Consider the following 25,663-nt stretch of genomic DNA (forward strand, 5'->3'; position numbering starts at 1 on the left):
GAAAGCGGTTATAAGTTTTGCACACTCTTTTTTACATTTACGTCTACTGTAATTTCATATGTTAATTGAACTAGTTCAACCCCAGCATCTCGAAACATTTTCTTAGAAGCAATATTAGCTTCAGTTCCAGCATACTTATCGCTTTCATATACTACACATTTGATACCTGATTGAATAATTGCCTTTGCACATTCATTACATGGAAACAAAGAGACATAAATCGTACAACCATTTAGATCCTGTATACTGTTAAGGATCGCATTTAATTCAGCATGTACGACATAAGGATATTTCGTATCTAAAAATTTGCCATCTCTACCCCATGGGAATTCATTATCATCGCATCCTTTAGGAAAACCATTGTATCCAAGACCGACAACTCTTTTTTGTGAATTCACTATACACGCTCCCACCTGCGTACTAGGATCTTTTGACCTTTTGGCACTTAAATGAGCCATGCTCATAAAATATTCATCCCAGCTTAATACATCGGCTCGTTTCATACAGAATCTCCTTTCCTTAATTTTTCTAATATATTTTTAAAAGTCTGATCTGGCTCTGCCTCAAAACTCATGTATTCTTTTGTTGTTGGATGAATGAACTCCAGTTTACAAGCATGAAGCAACTGCCCGTTGGTATCAATTGTCTTACGGTGACCATATTTAGGATCTCCGGCAATTGGATGTTTTATATACTGCATATGGACACGAATCTGATGTGTTCGTCCTGTTTCAAGACGACAACGCACCAAAGCATAGTCTTTAAAGTTTTCCAGCACAGTAAAATGCGTGATTGCCTCCTTGGAATTATTGGCCGTTACTGCCATCTTCTGACGGTCTTTTTCATCGCGGCCAATTGGAGCATTGATCGTTCCATGTTCATGAGAAAATGGGTGATGGACGATAGCCAAGTATTCTCGATGACAAGTTTTATTCGATAATTGTTCACTTAAAGCCAGATGTGCTTTATCGTTCTTACAGACAACAAGAAGGCCGGATGTGTCCTTGTCAATACGATGAACGATTCCTGGACGCATAACACCATTTATACCACTTAGATCTTTACAATGATACATCAAAGCATTGACCAATGTTCCAGAAACATGTCCAAAGGCAGGATGAACGACCATTCCTTTTGGTTTATTGATCACGATTACATCGTCATCTTCATATACAATATTCAAAGGAATATTCTCCGGCAACACTTCCAGAGATTGAACTTCTGGAATATTAACTAACAAATGATCCCCTTCCTGCAATATATAGCTTGCCTTGCAGGGACTTCCATTCACTAAAATATTTCCTTCATCCAAAATATCCTTAACTCGCTTTCTTGAAAAATCTAAAAGCGATGCAACTGCCTTATCAACACGGATCTTGGCATTTTCATCATCTATGATAAATTCCCTTGTTTCCATCTTTTTTTCTCCTTATATTCATCATATATATAAATGATCAACAGTATCGCAAACCCTATCGTGATACATATATCGGCAACATTAAAGACAGGAAAAGGCGATCCAAAAATGTAAAAACTAAAAAAATCTCGAACATATCCCAGCACTAAGCGATCTATAAAATTTCCTATTGCCCCGGAAAAGACAAGTGCCAAGGCAAGCTGATAGCGATAGTCATTTACCATAAAGTATATATAACCAATCAAAATCAAGGCAACGATTGTTACGATCGCAAAGAACGTCATACCAAAGCCTTCGAATAAACTAAAGCCTGCCCCTGTATTTTGAACATATGTAAGATAAAAGAAGTTTTTGATAACTTCTATTCTCTCATTTAATTGAATGCTCTGTTCTACAATATGCTTTGTCCATTGATCATATCCTAATGTAAGAACAATGATGATCAGCGATACAATATAAGTTCCTATTTTTTTCTTCATTCAAACTCCCCTTTAAAATGATTTATTTCTTCGATGAAGCTGCAACATCTTGAAAAATAACCAAATTGACATTGCAAGTGCACTCATGAATCCAACAAATCCCAAAGCCGGTATACCTAAAATCTTAGGATCCATATCCGTTGTACAAATCAAAGATGATGCCATCAATAAAGCTGCAATCAAAATACAGATGATAAGTCTATTGATCATTCTATCAATCTTGGCAATTGGTTGTTCTGAACCCATAAGATTTAAGTTCACTTTCACTTGACCACGCTGTACCATCTTTAATACATCACTGGATTGTACACTTAAATCTAGTCCTTTAACAAATGCGTCAATTGATTTTGATGCGATTTTTTTAGCTTCTTTTCCTAAATCTACATGTGTTAAGGTCGCTTTGTGATTCGCGATGATCTTCATCATATTACACGAAGGATTCAAATCATTCAAGGTTGCCTCTATTGTCATCATGCTTCTTGCCAACATTGAGATGCCCTTTGGTAAAGCAATGTGATAATGATGACAAATGGTAAAGACATCTTGAACCATGACACCTAAATCCATTTCCGAAAAAGAAAGATTTAAATATTGATTCATAAACCTTTCAATTTCATTGGTAAAAGCCGGATAATCAATCTCCTGATTTACAATACCCAGCGTTAAGATCGTATCTACTAATTTAGTAGTATCGCGTAAAGCCAAAGCTCGAACTGCGTCTTTCATCAATTCACGATCTCTTCTTTCCAAGATTCCCATCATTCCAAAATCGATCCATACGATTTTATCATCTCGGATTCGCAAGTTTCCTGAATGTGGATCTGCATGAAAGAAACCATACTCAATGACTTGTGAAATATAGTTGTATGCAAGCTTGTCAGCAATCTCTACTCGATCATACCCTTCACTATCTAACTTTTCTGTATCTGATATTTCAATTCCTTCAATATATTCCATGACCAAAACTTGATGTGTTGTATACTCATCATAAATTTTTGGTGCATAAACAAAATTACAATCTTTAAAAAGACGTTTAAATCGTTTGGCAAACATTGCCTCATTGGTAAAATCCATTTCCTGCTTTGCCGCCGTCCAAAATTCATCGATCACCATATTTAGATCAATTACTGAACTTACGATATCAGAAAGATTCAATACCTTGACAGCTTTTCGTAATAAGCTTACATCTCGTTCCATTCGCTCATAGATATAAGGACGCTGGATTTTCAAGACAACAGACTGTCCATTTTTCAATTGAGCGAAATGAACCTGTGCAATCGAAGCAGAGCCTAAAGGCTCCATATCAATGCTTTCATAAATTTCTGTCCAAGATTTTTGATACGCCTCATTTAAGATTGTTTGTACTGTATCAAAATCCATAGGTGTAACAGAACTTCTAAGTTTCATCAACTCTTTACAATAACGCTCTGAAAACATATCCTGTCGCGTTGACATGATTTGTCCAATTTTTACAAAAGTTGGACCAAGGTCTTCCAATATCTCACGAAACTTTACAGGATCGATTCCTTTTTCAATATGATGTTTATGTAGAATGGATAAGATTTGAGCAAATCGTGCTCTACTTGATAAGATCTTCTGTTCCATCTGCTCTATTCCTCTCCTTCTTTCTATGCAAAGGAGTATTGTTGATTGCATCTGTTTTGAACCAGGTCTTATATACATCCTTACCGGCATCCAAAACATCACGAATCACATTCGTTCCAGAAAACAAGATATTGTCTAATAAATTTTGCCAATCCTTTTCCATTGAATGTTTTTTCATAACTACCTCGCTAGAAACATTTTAGCACAGAATGTAAAAAAAGAAGAGATAACTATTTAACAGTTTCTCTTCTTTCCTACAAATCATCAATAATATTGTTCCCCTGTATCTAAATATTCATTCTGATACTCTTGACTATCTGAGTCAAGTATTCGCACATTTGATCCATAACGAACTTTAATATTAAAGTATTCTGGATCGATACTTTTTCGTGTTACTGTTTTGTTTTTCCATACATCTAGATAATCTTGAAAGTTCGATAAACTATTACCATTTATGTCGATCCAAGTAAGTTCAGATGAAAACTTAATAGTGGTCGTATCTCCTAGTTCACTAACTTCTGTTGCAAACTTATCATTATATTCTAGAACTACTTCATTTGGAGCAAGTGTTGAATCCTGACGGCTCTCAACAATATAGATGTCATTGACAATTGAATAATTGGACTGGTCATATAACGACGTATCTAAGACCACATTCTTCGTTTTTTCATTAATAACAATTGATTCAGTTTTAGATTTGCTTTTCTCCACTGTTTCGATTACATCTATATGGCTTACTTCAGCAGCGAATACAAAACATCCACTTAATACAATCACTATGGAAGCCACAAATAATATCATTATTTTACGCATCAGTCATCACCTCTTTTTTTAGGCCATACATGAATCAAAAACCAAAGTATGCTTATGGAACCACAAATCAAACCTAAGAATATCAAATATAATCCAATGCTTGTTGCCTGTTCTGTGATACTGACAAAAATCATTGCGAAGAATATCACACTAAATGAAATCAAGGCAATGACAACCGGAATAGCTACCATGACGATCAATATCTTGGCAAGAATATGAGTTCCCTCATTATTAATTGGAGGTGTTTTCATACGCTGATGATAAAGAGGAGCTCTATCTTTTGGTAAAGGTGGGAGTTTTTCTTCATTATCATCATTACCATTTACTAATGTACGAGATTCCTGATTCCAAGTATTCTTTATATCTTCCATAACACCGACCTGACGAATGCTGGCTTTATTTTTATAACGATTGATTCGTCTAGACATAACGGAGAAAAAGAAGAAGACACCCGCTAAAAAGTAAACAACAGCCCATAAAAATTCTAACAAGTTTTCAATAAAATATAAATATCCTCCTGAAAAGCTAAATAATAACGATATAAATAGATTTCCTAAAAGATCCACGATCAAGACTTTTCCTATAAATAAGATAATCAATAGTACGAAAGCATCAAATACAATATGGAAGAAATCATTCACTGAGAGATTCCCTAAACGATTTAATAAACTTTCTGAACGAACATAAACTTTGTCCAGTGTCTTATCAACCTTTGTTTGCACATTATCCGTATTGATCTTATAAGCATCTAGGATTTCCTCAGCCAATTCATCTACATCTCCGAAACCAGAAACCGCATCTTCTTCCGAGACACCTGTTGCCATTTTGTCATCGATATATGTTCCGTATTCCATAAGAATATCTTTTCTTTCAGTTTCATTGATACGGTCCAATTTCTTTTCTAATTGATTTAAAAACTCCTGCTTATTCATTGTTCTCTTCCTCCAAAAAGTCACTAACTCGTTTTGAGAATTCATTCCATTCTTTCAAAAGTTCCTGATATTTGGAAATTCCTGCTGCCGTAATATGATAATACTTACGTGGAGGTCCTTCCGTTGATTCTTTTAGATATGACTCTAGTAGATGATCGTTCAACAGTCTTTTTAAAAGAGGATAAATCGTACCTTCATTCACATCGACTACTTCAGATATTTTAGTAACTAACTGATATCCATATAGATCTTTATGAGATATTGATTGAAGAACGATCAATTCTAGAACACCTTTTTTAAATTGTGTATTCATGTTCTATCCTGATTTCCTTTCTGATGAATCGTTTCTGCAAAGTAGGTTCAAATAATGAGATCCATATTTTTTCTTTTAATGTTGGCTCAATGTATGGTTTTGACTGAACATACGTAAAGATTTGTTTATCAATATTGTTTTCATATTTAAGTTTTAGTCTTGAGCTCTCGTTAGATGGCATTGATCCAACCGCTACGATTTCAATGCAGGAGAACAAATTCTCCGCTTTAACCAGACCTTGGATCTTTCCCTTTTTGATCCATCCACAAAAGATAACCGGCACTTCTTGAAACGAATAACCATTAATGTGCATGATGTTGATCAAAGGCAGATTATATTTATCTGCAATCATTTTCGCAATTTGTTTTGTTGATCCATGTTTTGAACAATATATTACAGCTCTTGGGTTCATATGTATCACCTCTTACACTATTATAATAAACATACTACTTTGTATTGTCAAGTACCTAGTTTAAAATAATACTATTTTTAATCAGGCACTAAAAAAAGCTGCCTAAGCAGCTTATTTTGTGTATTTTTCATAGAACTCCATGCTTTCGAGAACAGAAGTATCTTCGATAGGATTATCATCCAATCTAAGAGCCTCTAACAAAGTCAGATCTTTTAATGGACTTACATCCGTTATGTAGTTTGCCTTCAATGTCAATGAACGTAAAAAGCGTAAATTAGCCAAAGGGCTCAAATCTGTGATCGCGTTATGGTCCAATCTTAAATAAGAAATCAGTTTCAAATTTGTTAACGGTCTTAAATCTGTAATGATATTATTGTAAAGATCAACATCACATAAATTCTCTAATTCTTTTAATGGTGTAATATCGGTAACATTGTTGTTTTCTAAGGAAAGGATTTCCAATTGTTTCATATCTTTTAGACAAGTGATATCTTTGATTGCGTTTCTACCTACATTCAATTCCACCATTTCATTTGCCCCTTTCAATAATGAAATATCTTGAATGCGGTTTGAGAACAAATCCAATGTGACTAGTTTCTTAGCTTTCTTCAAAAAATCAATATCTGTTAACTGACAGAATCTCGCCCTAAATTCAACTAAATTTGAAGCATTTTTGAATTTATGAACATTGCTTAATTCATTTTTTGAAACATCAAGTTTTCTTAGATTACTCATTTGGTTCAATAAAGTCATATCACTGAATCCAGTTTGTTCCATTGCCAGTTCTTCCAGACTAGATAAATTTTTTAAGAAACTAAAGTCTTTTGTTTTATTAAAAGAAATATTTAATTTCTTAAGATTTGGAAATTGAGTTAAAACGGAATAGTCACTGATATAAGGACAGTTTGAAAGATTTAATTCTGTTAAGCTCTCCATTGACAACAGCGGAGATAAATCACTCATTAAATTTGTTGAAAGATCCAACACTTCTACACTTGATAAATATGTCAAATCCTCGATATTGAATAATCGCATACCTCGCATATTCAATTTTTTCAGCTGTTTAAGCGTTCCTAAGATTGCATAACTAAAAGGACCGTTTTCCGTATTGATACTTACTTCCTGAAGTTTCTTACACCTTTCCAGATATTCTAATGAATCGACCTTTGCCTTTTCAAGATTCAAAGATTCAAGATCAATCATGGCCGCAATTGACGAAACATCCATCGTATATAAATTATTTCTGGAAATATTCAACTTTCTTAATTGTCTAAATCCATGAAGTGCCTGAATATCTCTTAACTGGTTGCTGGAAACATCAAGAATTTCAAGGTTTCTTAGATCACGAATAGGATCTAAAGTTTCGATCTGATTATTTGAAACATCCATATATTCAAGATTCTCTGCAAATTGCAGTCCTTCTAGTGAGCGAATCTCATGATTAGGTGCTTCTAAACGTGTAATTTTTGTCATCAATTCAGGGGTCAGTTCATGCGGCTTAACTCGTAAAGTTCTAGAAACGACATACCCAAGATTTTCATCAGGAATTAACATAATGATTCCTCCTTCATATATCTTAATTATAGTAAAAAATAGCACAAGTGACTATCTATTTTTTCTAAAAAATTATTAACATTTCTCACACTTTTCATTCCTGTAAGCCCCTGCATAAAACATGGACAAAATGGACTATGAATGCTAAAATAATAGTGTGTAGAGGATTATCAGTATTTATTAGATTGCCTAGATATATGTATAAACAATACACCCCTATCTATCAAAACAATCATAATTTATGGCAATAATCCAGGAGGTAAATGTATGAGCACAGGAAAAGTAAAATGGTTTAATGCCGAAAAGGGGTATGGTTTCATTACTAACGAAGAAGGCAAAGACGTGTTTGTTCATTATTCATCAATCAATGCAGAAGGGTTCAAAACTCTTGAAGAAGGACAAACTGTTACCTACGATGTAATTGAAAGCGATCGCGGTCAGCAAGCTAACAACGTAACAGTTGTTACTGAGTAAACCTACAAAAAGCACATAAGTGCTTTTTTATTTATTTAAAAGGAGCAAAAAAATGAGCATTAAAGCTATCGTACTTGATATTGACGGAACTTTAACAAATGACAAAAAAGAAATAACACCAATGACAAAAGAAGCCTTATTAAAAGCCCAGGCTATGGGAATCAAATTAATCCTAGCCTCTGGCAGGCCGACTAAAGGGTTGAGAAAATTGGCCCATGAATTAGAAATGGACCAGAATCATGGATATTTTGTCTCATATAATGGAGCCATCGGTCTTGATTGTCAAACAGATGAAATCTTGTTTAATCAATCTTTAAGCATTGAAGAGGCAAAGAAAATATTGGATCATCTTAAACATTTTGATCGTGTACGACCTATGATTGATAAAGATGATTATATGTATGTAACCAACGTATTTGATGGTTGGATCACATTGGATAACAAACCATTTAATGTCATGGAATACGAATCTAGAGGTGGTAACTATAAACTCTGCGAAGTTGATGATTTAAGTGAATTTGTAGATTTTCGCCTCAACAAGATCTTAACCTTTGCTGATCCAGACTATCTGCTGGAAAACTATCAAAAGATAAAAGAACCTTTTAAAGATGAATTTTCTTGTATGTTTACCAGTCCATTCTATTTTGAATTTACGGCCAAAGGTATCGACAAGGCAAAAGCACTTGATGCCATTTTACGCCCTATTCACATCAAACCAGAAGAAGTAATAGCCTTTGGTGATGGTCAAAACGACATTTCGATCCTTACCTATTCCGGACATGGGATTGCTATGGAAAATGCAGTTGATGAACTCAAGGAAGTTGCAGATGAGATTACGTTATCCAATGAAAACGATGGTATCGCACATACTTTATACGAAAAAATTCCCGCTTTAAAAGAAATCATCGTATAATAGTATAGGTGAACAAGATGAGACGATATGAACTAGTTAAAGATTACGTATACTCAAAATTTGCAGAAATCCAATATGAACCCTTGCGCATAGCTGCTATCAGCCATACTGCAAGTGTCGATACATGCATCACCTTTTTGGCAATAAGCCGCGGAATCAAACCGGAAAAGGCAAAAATTGCCGCCTTGTTTCATGATTATGCGCAATTTATCGATAATTGTCCTCATAGTCAGCACGCAAAACTATCCAGTATTTATGCCCATAAATACTTAAGTGAAACAAAGATGTTCAAGGTCAACGAAATTGATGATATCTGTTTTGCGATTGGTCAGCATTCTAAAAAAGAGATCTATGATTCCCCTCTTTGTGAACTATTAAAAGATGCCGATGTGCTGGCACGCTTTTTAGAAAATCCTGATATGGAATTAAAAGGTATAAGAAAACAGCGCCTGCTGGATGCCTGCGCTGATATTCAAAACTAATCTAAGATATCATTAAATGATTCATAATGCAGCTCAACAGATTTATTGAGCTGTTTTTTTGCACTTTCCAAAGCCTTTATGAAATTCGTCTTGTCATAAACAATCCAGTCAATATAAGAATAGCTTTTTCCAATTGCTCCGCCAATCACCTTTCCAGCATTCAATTTAGAAATCTGATCATCTAATTGTTTTGATAGACTCTGTCTAAACAATGCATCTTCTTTATTGTGGAACATATTGGAAAAATAGACAAATCCATATTCACCATCTTTGCTGGAAAGATCCAACAACACATCTTTTTTATTTTCAATTGTCTCTTCAATCAACAAAGGGTGTGTAGTAAAGATATATTTCATATCCTTACGTAAAGAATCATGTCCAATATCCTGAATTGGCTGATAGACAGAGTAGATTTCCAATGGACTGTTATATTCTTTCCATTCGTTCTTTTCTACGATATCCATGATTTTTTCGAATAAATCCACCAAATTACAGAAAGGCTGATCTTCTTGAGGTGGAACATCTAAAAAATCCACAGAAGACAAGTAAGCTTCATATGCACATTGCCCAATTGCCAACTCAATTAAATACATGCTCATTTCTTTTTTATTTTCTGGATTCTTAATCTGTTGATAGGCTGGACAATATAATTGACATGCAATGGTCTGAGTATTTTCTACAACTTTATAAAACACATGAAAATCTGCCAGAGTATAAGACTGATCTTTGATTTGCACTTCTGCCTGTATAGCTTTTTGCGAAAGTGGTGGAAGACAGGCATTAATGATCCAAGACTTTTTGATAGACTCTGGAGCCGTTTTAGAAAACAAGGAACAAAGATATTGTGTTGTTTTATTTGGACCTGTGTCAAAAGTCATTTCGTACTCATCATATAGATTCTCAACGAAGAAATGAGCACCTGTATAACTATAGACTTCTTCATCCAATCCTTCTACAAGCTCATTTAATCGTTCATATTTCTTTAAAGAAAGACATTTCTTTAATTCTTCCTGTACCTTTTGAAAACTTTCCCAAAATTTTATCGAGTTCGTATATGCGCTCATGATTTCATCCCTCTTATTTTAATGATTAACTGTTCAGCTAATTCTTTATGCTCTTTACTTTGTAGATGTAAACCATCATAATCGCCGGCCATGATCTTTGTGTCAATAAAATCAACACCATATGATTTGGCCACTTCAGCTAAATGATCCTTCGCCTCTTCTATCATGTTAAATCCTTCTTTACCAAAGTTGGCAAATGTTTTAGGATCCTTGATATAGGATGGATTCATTCGTGGCGGACATACGATCAATACCTTAGGAATATCAAATCCCTTTTTATACAGTGATGGATCAAAAACTTTATCCAAAAGAGCATTCATTCCTTTTTCCAAAGAATATGCATTTGTATTATACATTCTTTTCGCATCATTGGTACCTAACATAATGACAAGAATATCTAAAGGCAAATGCGATTTTATACAGCGTTTGATATCCAAGCATCCGTTACGATCTGGATCATAGGGATCGTTTTGACAAAGCGTTCTTCCATTTAGGCCTTCTTCTATGATCACATCATCGTTTAACTTGCTTTGAATAAGCTGTGTATATCGATTTGTAAATCGAAGACTTGTTTCTGGATCATATCCCCATGTATTGCTGTCGCCAAAAAACATTATTCGCATTTTAAGATCCTCCTTGTTTCGGTAATGATCATATCCATCTCTACATCATGTGCTTTTTTTAAGATCGATAGATCCTCCTGTATATCAAAGGCAACTCCGATCTTCAAGCCACAAAAATCTTTCAGATATCGGTCATAGTAGCCTTTTCCGTAACCCATTCGAATTGTATGATTGAATCCGACCATAGGTACAACGATTACATCCATTAGATTCTTATCTATAAAATTTCCTACAGGCTCTAGGACACCAAAAGAACCTTTTTGTAAGTTATCCTCATACTTAACAAATTCCATATCTGTATTAGATGTCACAACCGGAAGATACACAGATAGATGTTTAAATGGTCTAAAGATATCCACTTCGCCTTTAATAGGTACATATAAACCTATATTTCCTTTTAAAAAAGGCTTCAGTGTTTCCACTATGGCCTTTTCTTTTTCTTCTCTTATAGGTGATTGAATTTGATTTCTTTTTTGAATCAATACTTTTCTATCCAATAGAATCACTCATATCTAACTTCAACAATTGATTAAGCTCAACTGCATATTCCATTGGAAGCTCACGTGTGAATGGTTCTAAGAAGCCCATAATGATCATTTCCGTAGCTTTTTCTCTAGATAAACCGCGGCTCATCAAATAGAATAACTGTTCCTCACTAATGTTCGATACAGTCGCTTCATGTTCAATTTGTGAAGTATCATTCTTAAAGATATTTAAAGGAATTGTATCCGAACGAGAAACTTTATCTAAGATCAAAGTATCACACTCTACTTTAGATTTAGCATGCGCTGCTTTAGGTGAATGATTGACCCATCCACGATAGTTAACTTCCCCACCATTGCGTGCAATCGATTTAGATACGATCGTACTAGTCGTATGATCTGCCAAATGGATCATCTTGCTGCCGGCATCCTGAATCTGGTTTTTAGAGGCAACCGCAATTGAAATCGTCGTTCCTTTTGCGTAAGGTTCAGCCAAAATACAAGCTGGATACTTCATATTGATATGACTACCAACATTTCCATCAATCCACTCCATATGCCCATTTTCAAATACCTTTGCTCTTTTGGTTACTAGATTCAAAATATTGCTTGACCAGTTTTGAACTGTAGAATAACGACATTTCGCATTTTTATGTACATAGATTTCTACAACGGCAGCATGAAGAGAATCTTTTGAATAAATAGGCGCTGTACAGCCTTCAACATAATGTACATCTGCTCCTTCATCGACAATGATCAAAGTTCTCTCAAACTGTCCCATCTGCATAGAATTGATTCTAAAATATGACTGTAGTGGTTTCTCTAGTTTTACGCCTTTAGGAACATAGATAAAAGATCCACCTGACCAAACAGCTGTATTCAAGGCAGCATACTTATTATCTGTATATGGCACGATTTTTCCAAAATACTCTTTAAAAATATCTGGACAGGTTTTTAAAGCCGTATCCGTATCTAAGAAAATTACCCCTTTTTCTTCCACTTCTTCCAACATATTGTGATATACGACTTCACTTTCGTATTGTGTGGAAACACCGGCAAGATATTTCTGTTCTGCTTCTGGGATTCCTAAACGATCAAATGTGTTTCGAATTGTTTCAGGAACTTCTTCCCAGTTTTGTTGCTGGCGATCACTTGGTTTGATGTAATATGTATAATCATCAAAATTGATCTGGCTTAAATCAGGTCCCCAGTTAGGATTTTTCTGTTCCACGAAAGAATGATACGCCTTTAATCTTAGATCCAACATCCATTCCGGTTCATTTTTGATCTTAGAGATCATGCGTACAGTTTCTTCATTTAATCCCTTTTCTGTTTTATAGACACTGACGTCTTCGTCATGAAAACCATATTCGTATTCATTCTTCAAATCCAGGTTCTTTGAATCACTCATGGTCTTTCTCCTCACTTTCATTGATCATATCACGTAAGGCTTTCCAACCAATCGTAGCACAGTTAATACGATTTGCCTGTTTTCCTACTCCTGAAAAAGCAACAGCTTCTTCTAGAAGATCTTCATCATATTCCTGTTGATCGATCATCTTAAAATAGTTATCGATGATTTCTTTGGCCTCCTCAATGGACTTATCTTTGACAAGTTCCGTCATGATAGAAGTGGATGCAGTCGAAATCGTGCAGGCAACTCCATCGAAACGTACATCTTCAATAATCCCATTTTCAATCTTTGACTGTACTGTTATATCATCAATACATGAATCACTAGCCATGTGTCTAGACATATATCCATCTTTTTCTGTTAATTCTTTATTTCTAGGATATTCATAGTGATCCATGATTATATCTCTTAAAATTGTTGGATCTAAAGCCATAGAACTTTTGCCTCCTTTAAAAGAAAATATTTACACAATTTTCAATTGTGGCATTCTTTAATCCTTCAACGAGCTTATCGACATCTTCTTTTGTGTTGTAGATATAGAAGCTGGCTCGACACGTTCCCGGCGTATGTAATATATCCGGCAATAATTTAGCACAGTGTTGTCCTGATCGTACTGCAATTCCAAGTGAATCTAAGTATCCAGCTACATCCTGTGCAAACAACATCTTTCCTTTATCCATGATATTAAAGGTACATATTCCGCTTTTAGCATTCGCATTATATATGATTACTTTGTCTAAATCTTTGACTTGTTCCAAGAAATACTCTTTTAACATCACTTCATGGGCATGGATATTATCCTTGCCAATTTTTTGTAGGTAATCCATGGCGGCAGCCATCCCAATCACACCTTCAATTGGCTGGGTCCCACTTTCAAATTTAAGTGGACTCTCTTTCAAGATCAAGTCACCACATTTATTGAAACGAGCATTGCTTTCTCCACCAAAGAAAACCGGTTCAAGCATATCCATCCATTTTTTCTTTCCATACATCACACCAACACCTGTTGGACCACACAATTTATGTGCACTGAACACAAAAAAATCACAATCCAACTTTTGTACATCAATGTCGATATGAGGGGTGCTCTGCGCTCCATCAACCACAACGAGAATGCCTTTTTCATGAGCTAACTTACAAATTTCTTCAATAGGAGCTTCAAAGCCTAATACATTTGAAACATGTGCCAAAGTAATGATCTTAACACCATCATGAATAGCGTTTTGAACCGCCTCGATCGTAACTTTACCTTCATGATCAAGTTCTATGTATTCTACTTGGATATTTTTAGCTATTCCAGCCTGCTGCCAGGGAAGGATATTTGAAGCATGTTCACTCTCACAAGTTAATACAACATCATTAGACTTTAATACCTGTTGTGTCAACATGATCGCAATTTCATTTAATCCCATCGTAGAACCTGATGTAAAAGCGATTTCTTCTTTATATTTGGCATTAATGAACTTTTGAGCTGTGATACGAGCATTCTCAAATGCTTCATCCACTTGAGCACTCATCTGATAATCACCTCGATGAGCATTCGCTCCAAGGTATGTATAATAATTGCATACTGCATCAATTACGCATTGAGGTTTAAGTGTAGTTGCCCCATTATCAAGATAAACCAAAGGTTTATCATTCATCTTTCTTGAAAGGATGGGAAAATCTTCACGGATCTTATTGACGTCCATATAATCCCACCTTGCTTTCCATGTAAGTTCTTAAGGATTCGTAAAGTTCTTTATCTTCGACAAGATCAAGAACGGGCAAGAAATACCCAACGCTCAACAGACCCATTGCCTGTTGTTTAGAAAGGCCTCTTGAACATAAGTAATAAAGTTGTTCCTCATCTGGCTGTCCAATTGAAAGTGCATGGCTTGCCTTTACTTCATTTTCATCAATCAACAATAAAGGAATCACTTTTGCAGTATGGTCTTTTCCTAATGTTAAAACTCTTGTTGTCTGATGAGACTGTGCCTGGGCACACCCTTTTTTGATATTTCCATTGGCAACCATTTCATATTGAGCACGATCAAAAAGAACCGCAAAGTTTTGCATCTGTCCAAATGTATTGCCATCTTCATGGCATACTTCCATTGAATAGATCTTTGTCGTATCCGGCATACACAACTGGCCAGATAAAATACTAAACTCTGCTCCTGCTTTCTTTAAATCCACATATTGTTTCCAATTGAATTTGCCATCTTGAAGATCCAATAGACCCATCTGGCAAGTTGCATCCTGATCAACGTGGATCGTTAAGTTCAGATTTACATCCCCATTGGATCGATTCAATACAAAAAGCTTTAGATTAGCAGAGGATTCAATACAGATCTCTAAATCTATATCTGTTGCTTCTGTAATTTCATAAAACAAAGATCCTGAAGCTTGAGAAAGGACATTTAGAATTGTTTTTTCATTTGTAGAACTTAATTGTTCCTTAAATGTATCCTGAAATGTTCTTTCCATAACTACGCCACCTTTTTAACGGCGCATGAACCAAGAGAAATTGGTTGTTTTTTATCTTCCTTATTAGCGAAAACACCAAATTCTTTTTCGATCCATTCATAGCCTTCCTGATCAACTTTATCAACAAGATCTGCTTGTCCAGACACAACAATTTTTCCATCCAATAAAACATGTGCATGAGTTGGCTTTAAATATTCATAGAAGCGAGCATAATGGCTCACGATCAATAAGCCCATATCTGTTTCTTCCTGCGTTTTGATGATCGCATCGCTTACAATTCTCAAGGCATCCACATCCAAACCAGAATCAATTTCATCCAACATCGCAATTGATGGTTTTAACATCATCATCTGAACGATTTCATTACGTTTCTTTTCACCACCACTGAAACCATCATTTAAAAAGCGATGAGCCAAATCCGGTTTCATTTGCAACTGTTCGATTGCTTTATCCATTTCTTTGATAAATTTGAATAAAGAGATAGGTTTTTCCTGACGAGCATTGATGGCACTTCTTAAAAAATCTGAATTGGTTACCCCAGAAACTACACTAGGGTACTGCATTCCCAAAAATAAACCAGCCTTGCTGCGCTCATCCACTTCCATGTTTAAAACATCCTGTCCATCAAGTTCAATTGATCCTTTTGTGACAGTGTATTTTGGATTTCCCATAATGGCAGCTAATAGAGTACTTTTCCCATTTCCATTTGGCCCCATTAGAGCGTGTCTTTCTTTGCTTTTGATCGTTAGATCCAAGCCCTTTAATATTTCTTTATCTTCTACAGAAACATGTAGATCTTTAATCACTAATTCTGACATATGTATTCCTCTTTTCGTTATACTATAATAACAAACTTTCCTTTAAATCTCAATTAATACGATTTGGGGTTTCATTGCAATTTATAGCGATTTTTCGTATAATTTAAAAGATTTTCAAAGGAGGAAGTAATATGGGTGAATTTTTAAGGAATAACTGGTTTGTTGTCGTAATTGCCGTTATTCTAATTTCATTTATTGGATACTTTATTTTTGATGCCAATCGTTATAACGTATCTGGTAAAACAATGGATGGTAAAGAAGTTGTCGCAAGTATTGATGGTAAAGATGTCACGGCTGACGATCTTTATAATGAACTTGAAAGTTTTGACAGTACGCTTTTATACAATATGTATCGCAATGCTGTTATTAACCAGACAATTGAAACAACAGACAGCTTAAAAGAAGATGCAAGCACCCTTGAATCTACAATTCGTACTAATGCACAATCAAACAGCACCAATTATGAAGCAAGTCTTGCAGCTGAATTAGCTAGTTATGGCTATAAGTCTATTGATGACTTGGATGATTATTGCCTTACAAGCGTAAAAGAAAAAGAAATGAATAAAGCTTATGTCGATGAACATTTTGACGAATATAAGAAAGCTGTAGAAAGTGTCAGTCCTCGAACTGTATCGATCATCTCTATGAGTGTAACAGACGCAGATGAATTAACAGATGATGAACAGAAAAAGAAAGACAATATTGATCAGGCTCTAGAAGACGGAAGCTTTGCGGATGCCGCAACCGCATTCTCAGAAGATGAGACAACCGCAGCTAATGATGGTTTCTATGGATATATCGATTCGAATTCTTCCAGTTCTTCAACTACACTCGATTCTAGTGTGATCTCAGCTGCACTTGAGTTGGAAAAAGGACAAACAAGTGACTGGATCACTGTTACAGATTCAACAACAGGAGCTATCAGCCTATATAAAGTTCATGTCGATGAAACAGATATCGAAAAGATCCATGAATCTAAAAACGAGGATGTGACAGATCAGTTGCTATATGCATTCTTACAAAATAATCAAGGATTATCTGTAACGATCGTTGAAGAAAACGCAAAAAACTTAGACATTAAATTTAACGATGAAGATGTTCAGAAGAAAATTGAAGATTATATCAGCACACAGAAAGGAGAGAATGAATAATGAAAAGAAAAGCTCTACTTCTGTTAGGTACAGCCTTATTATTGACAGGTTGTGGAGGTGCCCAATCCACTGTTTCTGATTCCAGCGAATCTATTATGACAATTGGAGATACGACATACACAAAAGGTGATTTATATGATCTTTTAAAAGCAGCCAGCGGTGGCAACATGAGCGTTGAATTGATTCGTCAAGCTATTTTAGATGAAGAAATTGGCCGTGGCGATGAAATCAAACAGGCTGCACAAGATTCCTATGCTGAATTAGAAAGCAACACTCCAGATATCGAAGATCAATTGATCAGTGCGGGTTATGAAGGTAAAGACGATTATATTGATAAAGTCTTGATTCCAAATGCCCAATATGAGAAATTAACCGAAAAATACTTTGATGATGCAAAATCAGATATTCGCAGTGAATACAAACCAAGTGTTGTAAAGATCATTCAGTGCGATGATGAAAAAACAGCCCAAAAAGCACTTGAAGCGGTTCAAGATGGAACAGAACTGGATAAGGTCTACGAAGAGTATTCCAGTGATTCTGCCAGCTATTCAAATGAAGAAGTTCTTATTACAACGCAGTCCACAGATCTTCCAACACGTTTGATCAACACAATGTATAAACAGAAAGATGCTGGTGTTGCCGATGAAGTTTTCACATCTGAGAGCGGTAGTGGAACGACAACAGCTTATGTAGCTATTTTAGTGGATAACGATTACGAGAACATCAAAGATCAGATCATTGAAAATCTAAGCTCAAGTTCAGACTTTAGCACACAGTGTCTTGTATACTATCTAAACAAATATAATTTTACAGTTCATGATCAAACTGTATTTGATTACTTAAGAGAAAACAATCCAGAATATCTAGTTGAATTTCCTGAATTATCCAAAACAGATGAGAGTCAGTCATAACGACTGACTCTTTATTTTTCGATTTTTTTCATTTCTTCATCCAGTATAAAGCGAAAATTAAACTCTTCTGTATCCTGGTGTCCAATATGATATAGACAGCGTATATCTTCCTGATTAAATAAATAGACGTAGTCTTTGTTTATATATCCCTGAGGCCAAAGACAAGCTGAATAGTCATACACCTCATCGGATTCTACTGCCTTTTGAATGCGTCCGATGACCATTAACTTCTTTGTTCCATTATATAAGGCCACTACACTGCCAAGTGGTAATAATTCTCTCATAAATTTCCTTTCTAATAATTTACTCGTATCTTAAAACCAAGGCCTGCGATAAAGCCAAGTTTTGATCCAATGATCCATTCTCTGTTACGATGGCTATATTCAAAATTTGCTTCCGCACTTCCAAGCGAACCTTGTCCGGTCAGCGTTACTTTTACACCAAAAATATTAAATGCGATACTTGCTTCCCCTCTAAGCGCGCAGGCTCCAACACCTGCCTTGATTGTTTGTTCTTCCATCGATAAAACGCAGGTAGCATCTGCATACAAGGCTCCTACAGCTCCTCTTGCATCTACAGTCGCATTTAACTTAGAACCACCTACTTTAGCCTGAAGATTGGCACTGGCTAATGCAACATCTGCATCCAGTTCCGCTTCAAATCTAGGATTCCATTTTTTATCTTTCCACAATGAAAATTCGGCATCCACATTTGCTTTGGCATCTCCTATGTTCATGCGCAAACTGGCATCAATTAAGTCATTATGATAACCAAGAGTGGCTTCCTTGATATTGTATTGCGCACCAAAACCAAAATACGACTTTTTATCTTGTTTCGTTAATATGGCTGGAATATTAATATTTTCATAGTGTGAGGTCCTAAGCTGACCATTTGTAAACAAACTGGTATTTCCACTTTCGTGTTCTTCAAATAGATTGGCAGTCTCTATAAAATAAGACTGTAATGCCTTTAATTTGTTTTGAATCAAAATTTGCCTGGAATAATTTCCGTGAATCGAATCATTTCTTAAAGCTTGAAATCGCAAACCTAACATACGATAGCTATCTGTGTTGATGAACATGTATGTTTATCTCCTGAATCTGTTGATCACATAACAAACACAATTCATCGATAGCTTGAAGCACATAACTTCTTTCATTGACATCACTTACAGTATCTGCAATTTTACTTTTCAAAGCATTCAAAGACTGTTTCAAATTTTGATAATACATCAAAGAACTATCCATTTGCACTCATTGCCGCTGTCAAATTAGCTTCATTTTCTGCATAGCTGGATGCCGTCTGATTTAGATATAGAGCATATTCACCCAAAGCCTGCACGTATTGATCAAAAACAGGATACATACGTTGAAATTGATTCATCAAATTCTTTGAGGCAGGCGATGACCAAATCGTTTCTACATACGTCATTTTCGATTTAATTTCCTGGAAAATTTGTAGTATTTCCTGCTCCATCATGCTTAATTGATTTGCATATTGTAAAACATCATCACTTGAAATTTGTACATTATTCATAAATACCCTTTCTATGCTAAATTCTTAGCTTTCATGATCCTGTCCTGCAACAAAGCTTGATAATTATCAGCGCTCTTCTGCAAATACAAAGCATACTGTTCAATTATCTCTGTCATACGATTTAATTGAGGTTTAAACTGTTCAAGCTTATCGATAAAGGCTTGATTGTCACTTCCCTGCCATACACTTTGCATTTGATACATACGTGAATATATTTTTTGTATCGTTTCATCATATTGTGCAGCCTTTTGTTTGATCATGGATGCACTTTGATGAACTTGTTCATAATCTACTCTTATCTGCATTTGTCTATTCCTTTCTTCAAAATAAGATCAATTGATCTGAATGTATTACATGATTTTCCTTAAAGCTTAAATGAGAAACCAATATCTTTTTTTCATCAATGTGATAGAGGAAATGTTCATAGGCGTATTGTTCTTTAAACCACAACTGAATGACATCTTCAATAAAGTCATTGACCTTGCAGTCTTCTTCGATCCATACGTCATACGCTTTTTCTTGATTAAAAACTTTAATATGAATCAACTCCATTTTGTCTTACCTCTCTAACATTGAATACTTCATTCTCATGCCAAAAATACAGTTCTCCTTGAAACAACGGAAATTTTCTCTTGATCATAAATCCTTTTTCTATAAAGTCATTTCCTACCCATACAAGATTCATTTTGTTTTGTATCTTCTCAAACGTAACCAAATTCATCGTAGAACTCTTTAATACATATACATCTGCAGTTTCATCTAATTGTTTACTAATGGTCAGCTGATCATTTGATTTTTTCCATTGCGACAAAATTCTTTCTATTACTTCTATCGCCTCTACTTTTTCGTAACAAAACAAGATCTGTTTATCGTTTTTATGAAACACTGGTCTTTTTGTTTCAACATCAAATCCCAATAAAAATCTATCTGAGTTTTCTAGTTTTAAGATTTGTTTTTTATTTTTCTTCTTCAAAGGATGTCCCTTGTTTAAGACACATTCATATACCGCATGTTCATATAGAATTTGTGGATGTTGTGTGTTTTGATGAATTGGATAGCCATCAAAGAAATATCGTAGACTTTCGATATCATTGATCTGATATGCCATACGTTCTGTAAAAGATTTGATCAATGAAATATCTTTAAAATTCAACTGGTCAATAATCACGATTACAATGCATTGCAGTGCATTTACTTCTTTAAAATCTTCTAGATTATCGATGATCAAAAAGTCATTCTCCTTTAATAGAGGACTTTTAATACAAAAACCGATTTCATCCAATACTTCATCAACATACTCTTTATAAACATCAAATCCCTTTAGATAAACATTCTTACTTTGAATACAAGATAAAATTGACTGCATAATTTGATTTATATTTTTGGTATAGATCAAAAAAGGATCCTTGAAATCAAAAATTCTTTGACTTTGTTTCTGTGGCATGTCAATCAATAGAAAGCCTTCATTAAGTTTCTGGTATGTGTTCAAATCAGGACACACGATCCAATGGTGTCCTTTTGCCTGTTTCAACAATTGATTGGATAAATATTGAAATAAAGTTTCTTTCTTTTCGTTTTTAGAATAAAGAACATGATCCATACTATCTACGATCGTAAAATCTCTGTTGTTTGATATCTCTTCATATAGATAAAAAGCTTTTCCTTTTCTTTCTGCATCTTGAACCTGCATGATAAATTCACCAGGTTCAACCAACTTGGATGCATGATCATTATGAAGAATTTCACGACTGTCTGTTTCGCTGTTCACTCTTAAACAAACTTTAAGATTGGCATTGGCCCAAATTTGATCATCAACGATACCTAAAGGTTTTTGTGTCGATAAGATCAGATGAATGCCTAAAGAACGTCCAATTCGTGCCATTTCAATCAAAGAATGTAAATGTTGTGAAAAACGAGATTTTAATTGGGCAAATTCATCCACAATTACAAATAAATGCGAAATTTTATCTTGATAAATTTCATTGTATACATCAATATGGCTTAATTTTGTTGGATACTCGCTCATCATTTTCTTCAACAACAGCTGTCGTTGCTTAATTTCACTTTCCATACTTAAGACAAAGCGATTCATTGCGTTTTCTTCAAGATTACTGATAATACCCGCACAATGATCAAACTTTAAAAAGGCTTGTCCAAATGCTTCCCCTTTAAAATCAATCAAGATGTATTGAAGGTATTCTGGTGAGTTTTGTACGATCAACATCATCAATAGATAAGACAGCCATTGAGATTTTCCAGATCCAGTTGTACCCGCTACCAGAGCGTGTGGTCCATGTGCTTTCTCGGAAAAATCAATTGTTATGATTTCTTGATTGTCATCCAATCCCATCTTCACTTTTAAACAAACTGAATCATGTTCAAAATCAGGATGTAGATCATCAGCTCTATATGTTGGTTTATTTTGATAAAAATATTCTATTGAACTGCGAATTTTATCTCTTGAAAATTCAATAGTTAATAAATCATCTGTGTATATGCGATCATATGGATATATAGATGGTTCATTTCCTATATAAATCAAAGAAAAATGTTCCGAAGGAATATCTACGATCAATTTTTCATTGGATACGATATAGATATAAGGCAATCCCTTGATCAAGGAACTTAGTTCCTTGATTTCTTTTGAATTTGTTGCAATAAGACGCCTTTTGTCTTTAATGATTGCTGGATGATCTAGATATCGTTTCACTTCACTTCGTTCATGAACTAGAAAAACGATTTTTCTAAAATGATTAAGATTTAACCAGCTATATTGCATCATGATCATATCCAGGATTGATTGATCCCATTTCCTTTGTATCCAAAGCTTATTAAATTCATTGAAATATACGTTCTTATTTATTTGAACATCATAATCTGCGATAAACTGTTCTCTTTTTTTAAATAATGTCTGCATCTTATACAAATAACTTGCATCTTGTTTTTCAAAATCAATTACATTGTTTTTCTGCATACCAACCGCCATCAAAAGTTCCTTGTTTTCATAAATCCCAAAAGAATTCTTTGAAAAACCAGTAAATATTTTTTGATCCTGTATGATTTGATGTGCTGTTTTTTCTTTGAATTCATCCAATTCTGTTTTTAGTTGTTCTAAATATTCCAAATACAGCTTCTCTTCATCTTTATTCAGCTTTTGTTGGGACTTATAGGTGAGTTGACGATTGATCAAGCCATACACAAAGAAAGCTACACTCATTGATAAACTTGTAAACATTGTTGAAAATATGCTCTCAAGAGCGATATCAGAAAACAGTTTTAAAGCTATACAAGATAATAAACTAGAAAACAAGATCAAAATCGAAGAACCGATACTTGCAAAAACACCTGCTTTTTTGATTGGTTCTTTTATGATAGGCATCTCTACACGCACTGTTAAAGAATTGATATCTTGCGGAAATCTACATAGGCCTTTTTTCAAACTCAAAGATTGATCCTTCTTGAATTGAGATCTTACTTTATTTACTTCATGTTTTGGTTTTTTATTAATTACCAAATACCCTTCGACAAAATATATCAAAATATCATAAATGATGATTTCATCTCCACCCTGTAATGTTTTTTCTTTGATCCTTTTACGATTCACAAAGATCCCATTCGTACTATTCAGATCATGAATCACAAATAGATCCTCATTTTGCACAAGGCGACAATGTTTTTTAGATACCCTTGAAGATAAGATGCATATATCACAACTATCATCACGACCAATCAAACATTCATCTTCTAAAGGGTATAAAAACCATGTTTCTTTTTTAGCTAAATCAAATACAATAACATATGGTCCAAGACGAATCGATTCTTGATCTAAAAGTTGATATGTTTCCTTTTGGTAAGATAAATTCAAAATATTCTTTTTCAGTTCAAAATTTAGATCTTTGATATATAACTTATTTTTTATTTCATAATGAGAACAAGTACAATTAAAAACCAAAAAGATTCTAGCCATGAATACGTTTCCTGATTTGATAAACGATCAAGCTTAATAATGTCACAAAAGTAATCAAACAAGCTGGAATGAGCCATTGATATAGCGAAAAGGTAAACTCTTCCTGTAAACTGGTCTTATTTCCAGAAGCATCTGTCGCAATAGCTTTTATCGTACAATGCGAAGTATGAAAAACATGATCATAGTAATAGTTACCAAACTTATCTTTCTTTAAAAGCGATAAGTCTATAGGTTTATCATCGATCATGATTTTTTGAAAGCAATCATTTGAATACTCGGCTCCCTTCATCAAGATGATTCGAATCGTATTATCATTTTTACGAATAAAACGAATTGTCGGTTTGGTCATATCATTGATTTTTTTAACAGTTTCATGTTGGATCAAATTGTTAGATTCATCGACTTTCCAAATATGATCAATATGAGCAATATCTTGATTAAACGGATCAAAAGAGGAGGTTTCATAAGATGTTGTTATGATTGGATTTGTTAATACAATTGGTTCCTTTTTAATAAGATATGTTTTACTGCTCAGATTCCCTACTTCATCTTTTGCGAGAATATCCACATACAGCACATCGTCTTTTTTTAGTTGTGAAAAGGCCTGATTTAAAGTGATATTTTGCATTTCTTGATCATTGATCTTAAACTTCATGGTTACTTTTGTCTTTTCGCTGGATAAATATTCTATGATCGTATCTTTTTCCAAGATATTTAATTCATTTTCTTTTAAGATCTGTCCATTTCCTTGCAGTGAGATTTCTGGTGGTTGGCAATCTACCAAAACACTTACTTCTTTCTCTACTTTCCTAGAAAACATATCCTCAACATAAGCTCTAGCATAGTATTGAATACTTTGACCTGGAATGGCAGCAAAAACAATTTGATCAATAATATCACGACGAATCCAATATCGACCATTCCATATTTCTAAATATGTATTTTTTACATAACGAGGGTTCCAATTCATATTCACGAACACAGTTTCATTTGTTTGATATGTATCAGGAATCATATTCAAATACAATTCATCATTGGAAAAATGAATCAGATATTGATCGTGATCCTCAATCTGAAAATTTAAATACAAAGCTTGTGGAAGAACAAGCTGAAATAGATAATCTCCCGTCTTATCCAATTTAATTTCTAACTCTTCTAGATCTTTGCAATCGAATTCTCGAGTCTTGATCCCGTCCACATACATGATCAAGGAAAAAGATTCTTTTATCACTTCATTAAAATCAAAATGAAAAGATGGATCTAGTGTATAAGCATCATAATCTTGATTAACGTCAATGACTGGAACATTAATCCTTTTAACATCAATCAAACGAATCGTCTCGTGTCCAAAACTGTCGGATGCAACGATCTTAATTTGTCTAGCACCTGGTTCAACTTCCAATTGATCATCTTCTTCCATCAACACATCATCCACATAAACATCAAAGTTCTCAAGATGTGTATCCGTACAAGTAATGGATAATGGTGTTTTATCAACAAGATAAAGAGTATCCTCTATTAAATGCTCATTCACTTTTACTTCTATTTCAGGATTGATTGAATCCAGCGTAATCGTTTTACTGGAGTCTTCTAATACATTTCCATTACTATCTTTTAGAATATAGCGAAATATAGACCCATCTTCTTCATACACATGAAAGAAGATCTTGCCATTTTGTGGTCGAATCTTTTCTCCTTGATACCAAAACGAGCTTTTCTCAATATCGATCGAAGAATCAAGTGTTACATAGACATCGTCTGGTTCGGTTAATGTATCTTTATCCAGTTCGATATACGAGAGTGCGATCGTAGAATAGAACATATATTCAATCAT

General features: G+C 34.5%; 31 protein-coding genes. 5 read left to right on the top strand and 26 right to left on the bottom strand.

Going from position 1 to position 25,663, the window contains the following annotated elements; translation table 11 throughout:
* Positions 1 to 8: 8 nt before the first annotated feature.
* The 10 genes from PND65_RS08180 to PND65_RS08225 all read right to left on the bottom strand — a co-directional run bounded on the left by PND65_RS08180 (position 9) and on the right by PND65_RS08225 (position 7,525).
* Complete coding sequence (locus PND65_RS08180; RefSeq protein ID WP_271991393.1) at positions 9 to 503, bottom strand: deoxycytidylate deaminase; 495 nt, start codon at positions 501 to 503, stop codon at positions 9 to 11.
* Positions 500 to 1,417 (bottom strand): RluA family pseudouridine synthase, encoded by a 918-nt coding sequence (locus PND65_RS08185; protein ID WP_015535814.1) that lies wholly within the window; start codon positions 1,415 to 1,417, stop codon positions 500 to 502. The genes PND65_RS08180 and PND65_RS08185 overlap by 4 nt, the downstream gene beginning before the upstream one ends.
* Entirely contained in the window at positions 1,393 to 1,896 is a 504-nt protein-coding gene (gene lspA, locus PND65_RS08190) for a signal peptidase II (RefSeq protein ID WP_022355567.1), read from the bottom strand. The genes PND65_RS08185 and lspA overlap by 25 nt, the downstream gene beginning before the upstream one ends.
* Positions 1,897 to 1,908: 12 nt before the next feature.
* Positions 1,909 to 3,501 (bottom strand): ABC1 kinase family protein, encoded by a 1,593-nt coding sequence (locus PND65_RS08195; RefSeq protein WP_271991391.1) that lies wholly within the window; start codon positions 3,499 to 3,501, stop codon positions 1,909 to 1,911.
* Positions 3,476 to 3,679, bottom strand: a complete 204-nt coding sequence (locus PND65_RS08200; RefSeq protein ID WP_035400897.1) for a hypothetical protein — start codon at positions 3,677 to 3,679, stop codon at positions 3,476 to 3,478. Before PND65_RS08200 ends, PND65_RS08195 begins: the two co-directional genes overlap by 26 nt.
* Before the next feature lie 86 nt (positions 3,680 to 3,765).
* On the bottom strand, positions 3,766 to 4,314 hold the full coding sequence (locus PND65_RS08205) for a hypothetical protein (RefSeq protein WP_271991389.1): 549 nt from the start codon (positions 4,312 to 4,314) through the stop codon (positions 3,766 to 3,768).
* Positions 4,314 to 5,246 (bottom strand): DUF1700 domain-containing protein, encoded by a 933-nt coding sequence (locus PND65_RS08210; RefSeq protein WP_022355571.1) that lies wholly within the window; start codon positions 5,244 to 5,246, stop codon positions 4,314 to 4,316. The genes PND65_RS08205 and PND65_RS08210 overlap by 1 nt, the downstream gene beginning before the upstream one ends.
* Positions 5,239 to 5,559: a PadR family transcriptional regulator gene (locus PND65_RS08215; protein ID WP_015535819.1), complete on the bottom strand. Its 321-nt coding sequence runs from the start codon at positions 5,557 to 5,559 to the stop codon at positions 5,239 to 5,241. The genes PND65_RS08210 and PND65_RS08215 overlap by 8 nt, the downstream gene beginning before the upstream one ends.
* A complete protein-coding gene (locus tag PND65_RS08220; protein ID WP_271991386.1) occupies positions 5,543 to 5,971 on the bottom strand; it encodes a hypothetical protein in 429 nt (142 codons plus the stop codon). The genes PND65_RS08215 and PND65_RS08220 overlap by 17 nt, the downstream gene beginning before the upstream one ends.
* Positions 5,972 to 6,082: 111 nt before the next feature.
* Positions 6,083 to 7,525, bottom strand: a complete 1,443-nt coding sequence (locus tag PND65_RS08225; RefSeq protein ID WP_035400910.1) for a leucine-rich repeat domain-containing protein — start codon at positions 7,523 to 7,525, stop codon at positions 6,083 to 6,085.
* 267 nt (positions 7,526 to 7,792) lie between these two features.
* On the opposite strand from PND65_RS08225, the gene PND65_RS08230 reads away from it, so the two are divergent.
* From PND65_RS08230 to PND65_RS08240, 3 genes are read left to right on the top strand one after another with little or no spacing between them, the layout of a single operon-like run.
* A complete protein-coding gene (locus PND65_RS08230) occupies positions 7,793 to 7,999 on the top strand; it encodes a cold-shock protein (protein ID WP_022355574.1) in 207 nt (68 codons plus the stop codon).
* Positions 8,000 to 8,051: 52 nt separating this feature from the next.
* Positions 8,052 to 8,912 (top strand): Cof-type HAD-IIB family hydrolase, encoded by an 861-nt coding sequence (locus tag PND65_RS08235; RefSeq protein ID WP_271991384.1) that lies wholly within the window; start codon positions 8,052 to 8,054, stop codon positions 8,910 to 8,912.
* A 17-nt stretch (positions 8,913 to 8,929) separates the two neighbouring features.
* Complete coding sequence (locus PND65_RS08240) at positions 8,930 to 9,394, top strand: HD domain-containing protein (RefSeq protein ID WP_035400916.1); 465 nt, start codon at positions 8,930 to 8,932, stop codon at positions 9,392 to 9,394.
* Here PND65_RS08240 and PND65_RS08245 read toward each other — a convergent pair.
* From PND65_RS08245 to sufC, 8 genes are read right to left on the bottom strand one after another with little or no spacing between them, the layout of a single operon-like run.
* Positions 9,391 to 10,458, bottom strand: coding sequence for a hypothetical protein (locus PND65_RS08245; RefSeq protein WP_022355577.1), 1,068 nt, complete (start codon positions 10,456 to 10,458; stop codon positions 9,391 to 9,393). The two genes, PND65_RS08240 and PND65_RS08245, sit on opposite strands and share 4 nt — an antisense overlap.
* Positions 10,455 to 11,081, bottom strand: coding sequence for a GDSL-type esterase/lipase family protein (locus PND65_RS08250; RefSeq protein ID WP_271994352.1), 627 nt, complete (start codon positions 11,079 to 11,081; stop codon positions 10,455 to 10,457). The genes PND65_RS08245 and PND65_RS08250 overlap by 4 nt, the downstream gene beginning before the upstream one ends.
* Positions 11,072 to 11,578 carry a 5-formyltetrahydrofolate cyclo-ligase gene (locus PND65_RS08255; RefSeq protein WP_271991379.1) on the bottom strand — a complete coding sequence of 169 codons (507 nt, stop codon included), beginning with the start codon at positions 11,576 to 11,578 and terminating at the stop codon, positions 11,072 to 11,074. Before PND65_RS08255 ends, PND65_RS08250 begins: the two co-directional genes overlap by 10 nt.
* Positions 11,571 to 12,974 (bottom strand): Fe-S cluster assembly protein SufB, encoded by a 1,404-nt coding sequence (sufB, locus tag PND65_RS08260; RefSeq protein WP_015535831.1) that lies wholly within the window; start codon positions 12,972 to 12,974, stop codon positions 11,571 to 11,573. Before sufB ends, PND65_RS08255 begins: the two co-directional genes overlap by 8 nt.
* Entirely contained in the window at positions 12,967 to 13,410 is a 444-nt protein-coding gene (gene sufU, locus PND65_RS08265; protein ID WP_015535832.1) for a Fe-S cluster assembly sulfur transfer protein SufU, read from the bottom strand. The genes sufB and sufU overlap by 8 nt, the downstream gene beginning before the upstream one ends.
* 16 nt (positions 13,411 to 13,426) lie before the next feature.
* Positions 13,427 to 14,668 (bottom strand): aminotransferase class V-fold PLP-dependent enzyme, encoded by a 1,242-nt coding sequence (locus tag PND65_RS08270; RefSeq protein WP_271991377.1) that lies wholly within the window; start codon positions 14,666 to 14,668, stop codon positions 13,427 to 13,429.
* Positions 14,655 to 15,446, bottom strand: a complete 792-nt coding sequence (locus tag PND65_RS08275; RefSeq protein WP_271991375.1) for a SufD family Fe-S cluster assembly protein — start codon at positions 15,444 to 15,446, stop codon at positions 14,655 to 14,657. Before PND65_RS08275 ends, PND65_RS08270 begins: the two co-directional genes overlap by 14 nt.
* Positions 15,447 to 15,448: 2 nt before the next feature.
* The gene (sufC, locus tag PND65_RS08280) at positions 15,449 to 16,264 is read right to left on the bottom strand and encodes a Fe-S cluster assembly ATPase SufC (protein ID WP_022355582.1); all 816 of its coding nucleotides are present in this window, start codon (positions 16,262 to 16,264) and stop codon (positions 15,449 to 15,451) included.
* Between the two features lie 131 nt (positions 16,265 to 16,395).
* Here sufC and PND65_RS08285 point away from each other — a divergent pair, with 131 nt between their 5' ends.
* A complete protein-coding gene (locus PND65_RS08285) occupies positions 16,396 to 17,415 on the top strand; it encodes a peptidylprolyl isomerase (RefSeq protein ID WP_271991372.1) in 1,020 nt (339 codons plus the stop codon).
* Positions 17,415 to 18,326: a peptidylprolyl isomerase PrsA family protein gene (locus PND65_RS08290; RefSeq protein ID WP_271991371.1), complete on the top strand. Its 912-nt coding sequence runs from the start codon at positions 17,415 to 17,417 to the stop codon at positions 18,324 to 18,326. The genes PND65_RS08285 and PND65_RS08290 overlap by 1 nt, the downstream gene beginning before the upstream one ends.
* Positions 18,327 to 18,337: 11 nt before the next feature.
* On the opposite strand, the gene PND65_RS08295 is transcribed toward PND65_RS08290, so the two are convergent.
* The 8 genes from PND65_RS08295 to PND65_RS08330 are packed head-to-tail and all read right to left on the bottom strand — an operon-like array spanning position 18,338 to position 25,663.
* Positions 18,338 to 18,610, bottom strand: coding sequence for a DUF4176 domain-containing protein (locus PND65_RS08295; protein WP_035400932.1), 273 nt, complete (start codon positions 18,608 to 18,610; stop codon positions 18,338 to 18,340).
* An 11-nt stretch (positions 18,611 to 18,621) separates the two neighbouring features.
* Positions 18,622 to 19,407: a hypothetical protein gene (locus tag PND65_RS08300; protein WP_087158342.1), complete on the bottom strand. Its 786-nt coding sequence runs from the start codon at positions 19,405 to 19,407 to the stop codon at positions 18,622 to 18,624.
* Positions 19,388 to 19,573 (bottom strand): prefoldin domain-containing protein, encoded by a 186-nt coding sequence (locus tag PND65_RS08305; protein WP_022355585.1) that lies wholly within the window; start codon positions 19,571 to 19,573, stop codon positions 19,388 to 19,390. The genes PND65_RS08300 and PND65_RS08305 overlap by 20 nt, the downstream gene beginning before the upstream one ends.
* The gene (locus PND65_RS08310) at positions 19,566 to 19,862 is read right to left on the bottom strand and encodes a WXG100 family type VII secretion target (protein ID WP_087158343.1); all 297 of its coding nucleotides are present in this window, start codon (positions 19,860 to 19,862) and stop codon (positions 19,566 to 19,568) included. Before PND65_RS08310 ends, PND65_RS08305 begins: the two co-directional genes overlap by 8 nt.
* An 11-nt stretch (positions 19,863 to 19,873) precedes the next feature.
* Entirely contained in the window at positions 19,874 to 20,167 is a 294-nt protein-coding gene (locus tag PND65_RS08315; RefSeq protein WP_015535840.1) for a WXG100 family type VII secretion target, read from the bottom strand.
* Between the two features lie 16 nt (positions 20,168 to 20,183).
* Positions 20,184 to 20,414 (bottom strand): hypothetical protein, encoded by a 231-nt coding sequence (locus PND65_RS08320; protein WP_087319534.1) that lies wholly within the window; start codon positions 20,412 to 20,414, stop codon positions 20,184 to 20,186.
* Positions 20,395 to 23,829 (bottom strand): FHA domain-containing protein, encoded by a 3,435-nt coding sequence (locus tag PND65_RS08325; RefSeq protein WP_271991369.1) that lies wholly within the window; start codon positions 23,827 to 23,829, stop codon positions 20,395 to 20,397. The genes PND65_RS08320 and PND65_RS08325 overlap by 20 nt, the downstream gene beginning before the upstream one ends.
* A complete protein-coding gene (locus tag PND65_RS08330) occupies positions 23,822 to 25,663 on the bottom strand; it encodes a hypothetical protein (RefSeq protein ID WP_271991367.1) in 1,842 nt (613 codons plus the stop codon). Before PND65_RS08330 ends, PND65_RS08325 begins: the two co-directional genes overlap by 8 nt.

This window comes from Faecalitalea cylindroides, from assembly GCF_028321995.1.
Lineage (GTDB): Bacteria > Bacillota_I > Bacilli_A > Erysipelotrichales > Erysipelotrichaceae > Faecalitalea > Faecalitalea cylindroides.

Excerpts from the sequence above, each read along its gene's own strand:
- PND65_RS08195 (WP_271991391.1), bottom strand. The coding sequence starts at position 3,501 with ATGGAACAGAAGATCTTATCAAGTAGAGCACGATTTGCTCAAATCTTA.
- PND65_RS08295 (WP_035400932.1), bottom strand. The coding sequence starts at position 18,610 with ATGAGAGAATTATTACCACTTGGCAGTGTAGTGGCCTTATATAATGGA.
- PND65_RS08245 (WP_022355577.1), bottom strand. The coding sequence starts at position 10,458 with ATGAGCGCATATACGAACTCGATAAAATTTTGGGAAAGTTTTCAAAAG.
- PND65_RS08285 (WP_271991372.1), top strand. The coding sequence starts at position 16,396 with ATGGGTGAATTTTTAAGGAATAACTGGTTTGTTGTCGTAATTGCCGTT.
- PND65_RS08305 (WP_022355585.1), bottom strand. The coding sequence starts at position 19,573 with ATGGATAGTTCTTTGATGTATTATCAAAATTTGAAACAGTCTTTGAAT.
- PND65_RS08320 (WP_087319534.1), bottom strand. The coding sequence starts at position 20,414 with ATGGAGTTGATTCATATTAAAGTTTTTAATCAAGAAAAAGCGTATGAC.
- lspA (WP_022355567.1), bottom strand. The coding sequence starts at position 1,896 with ATGAAGAAAAAAATAGGAACTTATATTGTATCGCTGATCATCATTGTT.
- PND65_RS08240 (WP_035400916.1), top strand. The coding sequence starts at position 8,930 with ATGAGACGATATGAACTAGTTAAAGATTACGTATACTCAAAATTTGCA.
- sufB (WP_015535831.1), bottom strand. The coding sequence starts at position 12,974 with ATGAGTGATTCAAAGAACCTGGATTTGAAGAATGAATACGAATATGGT.
- PND65_RS08290 (WP_271991371.1), top strand. The coding sequence starts at position 17,415 with ATGAAAAGAAAAGCTCTACTTCTGTTAGGTACAGCCTTATTATTGACA.
- PND65_RS08205 (WP_271991389.1), bottom strand. The coding sequence starts at position 4,314 with ATGCGTAAAATAATGATATTATTTGTGGCTTCCATAGTGATTGTATTA.
- PND65_RS08250 (WP_271994352.1), bottom strand. The coding sequence starts at position 11,081 with ATGCGAATAATGTTTTTTGGCGACAGCAATACATGGGGATATGATCCA.
- PND65_RS08325 (WP_271991369.1), bottom strand. The coding sequence starts at position 23,829 with ATGGCTAGAATCTTTTTGGTTTTTAATTGTACTTGTTCTCATTATGAA.
- sufU (WP_015535832.1), bottom strand. The coding sequence starts at position 13,410 with ATGGCTTTAGATCCAACAATTTTAAGAGATATAATCATGGATCACTAT.
- PND65_RS08200 (WP_035400897.1), bottom strand. The coding sequence starts at position 3,679 with ATGAAAAAACATTCAATGGAAAAGGATTGGCAAAATTTATTAGACAAT.
- PND65_RS08275 (WP_271991375.1), bottom strand. The coding sequence starts at position 15,446 with ATGGAAAGAACATTTCAGGATACATTTAAGGAACAATTAAGTTCTACA.
- PND65_RS08225 (WP_035400910.1), bottom strand. The coding sequence starts at position 7,525 with ATGTTAATTCCTGATGAAAATCTTGGGTATGTCGTTTCTAGAACTTTA.
- PND65_RS08235 (WP_271991384.1), top strand. The coding sequence starts at position 8,052 with ATGAGCATTAAAGCTATCGTACTTGATATTGACGGAACTTTAACAAAT.
- PND65_RS08210 (WP_022355571.1), bottom strand. The coding sequence starts at position 5,246 with ATGAATAAGCAGGAGTTTTTAAATCAATTAGAAAAGAAATTGGACCGT.
- PND65_RS08215 (WP_015535819.1), bottom strand. The coding sequence starts at position 5,559 with ATGAATACACAATTTAAAAAAGGTGTTCTAGAATTGATCGTTCTTCAA.
- sufC (WP_022355582.1), bottom strand. The coding sequence starts at position 16,264 with ATGTCAGAATTAGTGATTAAAGATCTACATGTTTCTGTAGAAGATAAA.
- PND65_RS08300 (WP_087158342.1), bottom strand. The coding sequence starts at position 19,407 with ATGTTCATCAACACAGATAGCTATCGTATGTTAGGTTTGCGATTTCAA.
- PND65_RS08180 (WP_271991393.1), bottom strand. The coding sequence starts at position 503 with ATGAAACGAGCCGATGTATTAAGCTGGGATGAATATTTTATGAGCATG.
- PND65_RS08230 (WP_022355574.1), top strand. The coding sequence starts at position 7,793 with ATGAGCACAGGAAAAGTAAAATGGTTTAATGCCGAAAAGGGGTATGGT.
- PND65_RS08330 (WP_271991367.1), bottom strand. The coding sequence starts at position 25,663 with ATGATTGAATATATGTTCTATTCTACGATCGCACTCTCGTATATCGAA.
- PND65_RS08220 (WP_271991386.1), bottom strand. The coding sequence starts at position 5,971 with ATGAACCCAAGAGCTGTAATATATTGTTCAAAACATGGATCAACAAAA.
- PND65_RS08315 (WP_015535840.1), bottom strand. The coding sequence starts at position 20,167 with ATGCAGATAAGAGTAGATTATGAACAAGTTCATCAAAGTGCATCCATG.
- PND65_RS08270 (WP_271991377.1), bottom strand. The coding sequence starts at position 14,668 with ATGGACGTCAATAAGATCCGTGAAGATTTTCCCATCCTTTCAAGAAAG.
- PND65_RS08310 (WP_087158343.1), bottom strand. The coding sequence starts at position 19,862 with ATGAATAATGTACAAATTTCAAGTGATGATGTTTTACAATATGCAAAT.
- PND65_RS08185 (WP_015535814.1), bottom strand. The coding sequence starts at position 1,417 with ATGGAAACAAGGGAATTTATCATAGATGATGAAAATGCCAAGATCCGT.